The organism is Candidatus Hydrogenedentota bacterium, assembly GCA_012730045.1.
Taxonomy (GTDB): domain Bacteria; phylum Hydrogenedentota; class Hydrogenedentia; order Hydrogenedentales; family CAITNO01; genus JAAYBR01.
The window spans coordinates 38,281-44,897 of record JAAYBR010000028.1 but is presented as its reverse complement, the minus strand read 5'-3'; the positions used below and the strand labels follow the sequence as shown (position 1 = coordinate 44,897).

3 protein-coding genes are annotated in these 6,617 nt (G+C 64.0%); 1 reads left to right on the top strand and 2 read right to left on the bottom strand.

The features are described 5' to 3' along the window. Window positions 1-598 precede the first annotated feature (598 nt). A complete protein-coding gene (locus GXY15_02580; GenBank protein ID NLV40100.1) occupies window positions 599-1,222 on the top strand; it encodes a fibronectin type III domain-containing protein in 624 nt (207 codons plus the stop codon). A gap of 1,539 nt (window positions 1,223-2,761) precedes the next feature. Here the strand turns inward: GXY15_02580 and GXY15_02575 are convergent. Beyond that, on the bottom strand, window positions 2,762-3,784 hold the full coding sequence (locus GXY15_02575) for a hypothetical protein (protein ID NLV40099.1): 1,023 nt from the start codon (window positions 3,782-3,784) through the stop codon (window positions 2,762-2,764). A 457-nt stretch (window positions 3,785-4,241) separates the two neighbouring features. Continuing rightward, entirely contained in the window at window positions 4,242-6,605 is a 2,364-nt protein-coding gene (locus GXY15_02570) for a glycosyltransferase (GenBank protein ID NLV40098.1), read from the bottom strand. Between the last annotated feature and the right edge of the window lie 12 nt (window positions 6,606-6,617).

The following is a 6,617-nucleotide window of genomic DNA, read 5'->3' as shown; positions in this document are numbered from 1 at the left end:
TGCGCTCAACCACCGGCTAATGTCCTGCATCCCTCCGGGATGCCCAAGACTTTCGCTTTCGGCCATTTCCACGTTTGGCAGAGAAAAACCGGCGGCTTGGAGCGCGGAAGAATACGTCCACTTCATTGGCAGCGAAGCGCGGCCATCTCGTTCCCGGCACGGCTTTGACTTTCACCGCCTTCTCTGTGTCCTTTGTGCCTTCGTGGTAAATCTTTCCGGAGTTTTCACCACGAAGGCACAAAGAACACAAAGAACACAAAGAAGAATCTTTTGGTTGCATCGCTTCGCGATTTGGCATCTCGGGCCGATATACCCTGTCGCGGGGCGATATGCCGTATCGCGGGCCGCGACAGGTCGTATCGGCGCGCTATGGTGTGTCTCGGGCCGATATAGAAGTCCGTGTTCCGCTACGGCCTGTCGCGGAGCGAGATAGGATATCGCGGAGCGCGACAGGGTGTAGCGGAGCGAGACGGGATGCCGCGTGGCGCGGCGGTGTGTTGCGGCCCGATATGCCGCAGAATGTGCTTGCGATTTTTTGGGGGATGTGCTATCTTTTCCTTGGAAACGGGGCGTTTTCCCCGGAAAAGGAGGGGTTGTCATGCCTGATTTCCCGAAACGGGAGGCCGATCTGCTCTCCCTGGCCGCCGGCATGATCGCGGGCTATGCCGATGAGCCGTCCCTGATCCCCCGTGCGGACGCCGCCGGCCTCCAGGCGCGCCTCGACGACCTCCACGCGCGGATGGACAACCAGACCAAGGCCCAGGCCCTTGCGCAGATGGCCACGAAGGAGAAGAAGGCGTCCCTCAAACGGCTGGAGGCCTTCGTCAAGGTGCAGTTGCGCCAGTCCGAGGTGGACACGGCGGGGGACCCGAAGACGCTCGCCCTGATCGGATGGGGGCCCAAGGCCGGGTCCCGCGCCGCCGATCCGCCGGGACAGCCGCGCGGGCTCACGGTCGCCCAGGAGGACGGCGCCGCCCTCACCCTCGTCTGGAAGGCGCCCCCGTCCGGCGACGGCGGCCGCGTGCGCACCTACATCATCGAACGGCGCGAACAACACGCCGCCGGAGGCCCCCTCGGCGAATGGCGCCACGCCGGCGTCTCACTCCTTCCGCGCATCACCCTGACCGATCAACCCCGCGGCCTCCAGCTCGAATACCGCGTCCACGCCCTCAACCACGGCGGCCCGGGCGAACCCGGCAACGCCGTGGCTGTCGTGCTGTAGGCGGCGGAAGGTGGCGGTGGCGGGCAAGAGATTGCTTCAGGCGCTGCGCGCCTTCGCAATGACGGGGGAAGACTGTGGCGATGGCGGGAACGAGATTGCCGCACTCGCTTCGCTCGTTCGCAATGACGTGCATTTCCGCGGTCATGGCGAGCGCAGCGCGGCCATCCCGTTCTCGCCGTGGCCCTGGCACAGTTGACAGCCACTAGCGGCGCTACATGGCGGTCTAGCTCGCTGAGCACGTTCAATGGGGCAACGGACCGACGTACCCTATTCCTCGTTGAGCCGTTCCCATGTCTCGATAAGAATCAAGGAAACACCCGATCTCGGCTCGCCATCATTCGTCTGTCTGTCCGAGTGTCGAGGGGGCTCATCTCCGCCCGACTCAAAAAACCGTGATGCATCGCTGTGCCCGATTGCCTGTGACACGGTGTCAATACGACGATTTGGTGATGTCTGACAGAACGAGAGTCCGTCAGCGGAAGCCGCATAAGTGCGAGGACTGTTCTGGCGATCCGACCTCGCCCGGTTGAAACGGTACTTCATGCCGTACTCGATGAGGTCCCACACCACTTGGGACCAATCGTTCGCGCACCCCGCCGCACCATGATCTTCAAACGCCCTGCCGGATCGAAAGAGGAACAGATGGAAGAGCTCGGAGGCCAAGTCAGCATGATCGTGCAGAAACTCGTCAGGCATGCAACACCCGATAGGATACGTGCCTGGAAAGCCAAGAAGTCCACTTGCGGGCTCATCGGGCGGTCTGTCGTCAATGAGAAGGTATTGTGCGCCAGCGTGCGGAGCCTTTGGATTGACGTTCCGGGTCTGGCCTGTTAGGCCAGAAGACCGGGCATACCTGAAATCGGGCCACTCTGCATACAACTGAAGTTGATGACGCTCGGCAGCTCGAATGGGATATGGTTGTTTCGAAGACATCTTTGCCTGGAAGAGCAAGGCGTTCCTGCGGCATGGACCGCGCCTGGGCGTATGCACATATACAAAGAGCACATCGCCAAGCTCACACGGTTTCGCGGATGAATCGAATGCGACTTCCGGCTTCTGATGGCAGAAGACGGATGCAAGCGATACTCCGATGCGGTGCGGCTTCAGTATGGCCTGGAGCGCTTCATAAAGGAATGGGGTGCTCTCAAGAACCAAACCAGCAACAAGATCCGGCTCCTGTGGACTGTTTTTGAGGCTGGCACAACGTTTCCAAGTGTTAACCATGCCATGGACAATTCCAGTATGAAGAGACGCAAGAAAAGCGTTCTTTTCACTCCATAGGAAATTCGAAACTGACATTGCGCATCCTCCGTGAGGCTATCCCCTTCCTTCGACAGGGACTGGCTCAATTATGACGGTGCGTGGGCGGCAATCCAACCGCTTCCCGACCATCTTCGACCACGATCCTACCAGATATGCTGGAAGGTATCAAGACGGCTTCCTTTTCGGGTTAACCGAAGGCTGAGCCGGAGCGGACCGCCAAGAATGGATCTGTTAGGGCGAGCTCGTTGGAGGTGGCCCAGTCTGGTGGCCTGCGCGTCACGGCCCCGCTTCCAGGTGGCAGCTTGCGGGGGACTGGTTATCCCGCGCGCTGTTCGGGTGCTTGCGGTTGTAGAAGTCGCCCATTTCGAAATCGATGTACCGGTCCAGCTTCACAACGGATCCATCCCTGAGGTGAACCCGGCATATGCAGAGGAAAGGGCTGTAAGCATACGTGGACATTCCAATCATGCCGTCATGGGGAGTCTCCCGAAACACTCTGTTTCCCCACATGTGCCCGAGAAAGAACTCCGCATACGCCACATCGGATAAATCCCGAGGCCTGTGACTTTCATTGCTCGCATGCCGGATCAGGTAGATGTAGATATCGTATCCCTCTCGCGCTCTTCTCGGCGGCGTCAATACGTGTGCCAAGAAAATGCCGCGATTCTGCTGATAGATGCCTGTTCGCTTCTGCGCCCATTCACCCTGATCCTCTTGCTCACCGGCCGACTCCGCAACGGCAGTCTGCTGTTGCTCGCTGGATGGTGGTCTGTAGTCCAACGACCTCAGATTCTCACCAATCTCAAAGGGGCCAGCTTTGAAAGAGCTTCCTTCTTCGATCCGCCTGCGAAACGCATCAAGGAGTCGGCTGAAGTGACTGCGAAAGACGGCAATGAGGATTGCCAAGAAGAGCGGCCAGACGAGCGTCTGTAGAAGCGGCACATATGCGGCATTCAGTCCAATCCTCAAAGGTTGTGTGCGGTCGCGCGGAGTTTGATCCACGCGTGAGTTCAGTGGCGATGATTCTAAGACTGTGGCGTTCGCGTCGTCCTCATCAATGCGCTTGTCTTCCAGGTTGTTAATCCTTTCCTCCAGCCGCGTGAGTTCCTTGTCCTCAGGCACCGGGGGACTTGGGACGGCGGGCGGGGAGGCAAGGACTGCTTGTGACGCCGGAGCAGGAGGGATCGCCGCGACAGGGGGGGCACTTTGCGGCGGGGCCGCCGGTGCGGGGGCGTCCTGGGCGGGGGCGTTGAAGGCGCAGAGGATGGCGGCGAGGAGCAGGAACAGGGCAGGGCGCATGGCGGGTCTCCCTCTCGTTTCGGAGAGAGTGTACGGCACGCCGGGGGGTGTCGGGCAACTTGTTCTCGGCGCGGGCAGTTGCCGGACGGGAGGGGCGGGGCATTGTAGCGATGGCGGGCACGGGATTGCTTCAGGCGCTTCGCGCCTTCGCAATGACGGGGGAAGACTGTGGCGATGGCGGGCACGGGATTGCTTCAGGCGCTTCGCGCCTTCGCAATGACGGGGGAAGACTGTGGCGATGGCGGGCACGGGATTGCTTCAGGCGCTGCGCGCCTTCGCAATGACGGGGGAAGACTGTGGCGATGGCGAGAACGAGATTGCCGCGCTGCGCTCGCAATGACGGGTTGAGAGCCTGTGTGGCGCGGGACCGTCGGTTAATACGTCATTGCGAGCCGGCCGCCCCGGGCCGGCGTGGCAATCTCTTGTCGGATCGCCTTCGCTCCGCGCCGTCCCCGCCTCAGCGGTGTTTGTGGGTGCCGTACCACTGGCGGCCGCCGTGGTCTAGGTGGAGGACGTCGAGTCCCTCGAGGCGGGTCTCTTTGCCGAAGCGGTTGATGACGTCGCGGCCGAAGATCCAGTCGGAGGCCTCGAAGTGGTCGAGCTCCTCGTAGGGGAGGGTTTCGAGGACCTCTCTGCGGACGCACTGGAAGAAGCCGCAGGGCACACCCGCACCCTCGCGGTAGCGGTAGTCGGGCGTGGCGGCGACAGCGGCGGCGTAGTCCTCCCAGGGGCGCACCTGGCCCAGCAGGATGCGGGCGGTCATCTCGGGGGAGACCATGCGGCGCCCGTCGGGGGCGATGAAGTGCGCGCCCTTTTCGACCTCCTCGATGCGCCGGAAGATGTCGGGCGGCACGACGATGTCGGAGTCCATGAGGACGATCCATTCGCCGGAGGCGACGTGGAGGGACTCGTTGATCATGAAGCCCTTGGACCGCACATGGTCCTCGGAGAAGCAGGAGTTGACTATGCGCAGGTGGGGGCAGGCCTGGCGCACGCTCTCGATGAGGTCGTCGGTGCCGTCAATGCCGGGGACGTGGGCGACGACTACCTCCAGCAGGGAGAAGTCCACGTCCCGCTGGTTGGCCAACCCCAGTAGCACGGCCTGGAGGCGGCGCGCGTAGCGGGTGCTGACGATGACGACGGAGTACTTGACGCCGGGGCGCTTCTCCGGCGGGCGGCCGTCGCCCTCCCAGAGCATGAGCGACTGGGTGAGGAGGAAGCCGTCTATGTTGTGGATGGAGATGCGGGGCTCCAGCACGCCCGAAAGGACCACGGGGGTGCGGGGGGCGCCCTCGAACTCCGTGGGCCGCACCTGCACGCCGTCGCGCAGGAGCACATAGTGCCCTTCGGCGTCCACGTGGAAGGCGAGGCGGTGGGAGTAGTCAATCATGGGGCAGACGACCTTGGCGTTGCGCCCGAAACTGAAGCCGATCTGCTCGGCGATGCCGCCGCCGAAGGTGAGGGTGAGGGTGAAGGGCGGCTCCAGCCGGCCGAGCACGGTGCTGAGGAGTTCGCCGCGCGAGAAGGAGTACCACCGCCGCGACGCGTCGTCGAGGGGCGAATAATGGTTCTCGATCTCGTAGGCGGAGAGCGGAATCTCGCGGGTCGGCGTGTCGCGCATGACGATCATGCGCGCCTTCTCTGCCAGCGCCTCCAGATGCGCCGGCATCCGCCGCCGCGCCTCGTCCACCGCGTCGTAGTGGCGCGGGCGCTCCCGTTCCCCGCACGGGGCGGCCAGCAGCGGTTTTCCTTCTTCGGCGCGGATGCGCAGACCGGGGAGCAGGTCGCGAAAGGCCGGGGTCTCGTGGTCGCAGACGCGCTGGAAACGGCACTGCGCGCAGACCGGGCCCAGGGTCCGGCGCTGCTCCCCGCGGAGCTTCGCCACCTCGGCCTCGCAGGCGGACACCGTCTCCGGCAGGGGGACGGTCTTCTGGAGGAAGCGGAAATGGCGCGTCACCTTGTGCAGCATCCAGGTACGCACATGCGCCCGGGGATGGTCCAGGATCCACGGCAGGAGCGCGCGGTCAATGGCGTGGTGGAGCGAGGCCCCCCGCGCGAGCAGGTTTTCCAGCACTTTCGACAGGCGGTGCGGGCCGCAGCCGAACACCTTCTCCGCCAGCTCATACGACGCCTTGTTGTACTGCTGGTGGTCCAGGAAGAACTGCTGGCGGTTGAGCAGGTGCGGCCGGTTTTCTTCGGACACCTGGCAGAAGGGCAGGCCGACGAGGTTCGCCTCGACGCCCCGCTCGTCCAGGGCGCGCACCAGGCGGTTCATCCAGACCACTGCCGCGTCCTCCAGGGGGCGCGCCGGGGCGGGGAGAAAGGGGTCGGAAAGGGCGACATTCACCGAAGCGGCGCGCTTCAGCGTCCCCGCCAGCGTGTCCGGGTCCGTCAGCGCGCCGGGAACCGGCGAGACCTGCACCCGCACCGGCATCCCGGCCTGCTCGGCGCTGTCCAGAAACGCGGCAAGGACTGCCGGGTCCGGGGAGGGCGGACAGAAGAAGAGGTCGAGAACCCCGGCATGCGCGGCGGCCGTGAAGAGGCCGGGCAGTGCCGCGTCCTGCACCCGGAGGGAGAGGACGGCGTTCTCGCGCCGCGTGAAATCCGCCAAGTCGGCCAGCAGGGGCAGGGTGTCGGCCCCGGCCAGCAGGTCCATCTTCCGCGTTTTGAACACATCCGCGTTCAGGCGGATCCACTTGCGGAGGTCGGTAAGGGCGAAGGGGACGCCGCGGCGGTTGCGTGTGAGGACCAGCCCGCGGACGGGCCGCAGGGGCCCCGCCGCCGGGAGGGGGGTGTTTTCCTTTCCGTCCGGTTCACGCATGATGCCGCAGGC

Bases quoted from the DNA above. Each gene is read 5' to 3' on its own strand.
- GXY15_02580 (NLV40100.1), top strand. From the start codon at position 599: ATGCCTGATTTCCCGAAACGGGAGGCCGATCTGCTCTCCCTGGCCGCC.
- GXY15_02575 (NLV40099.1), bottom strand. From the start codon at position 3,784: ATGCGCCCTGCCCTGTTCCTGCTCCTCGCCGCCATCCTCTGCGCCTTC.
- GXY15_02570 (NLV40098.1), bottom strand. From the start codon at position 6,605: ATGCGTGAACCGGACGGAAAGGAAAACACCCCCCTCCCGGCGGCGGGG.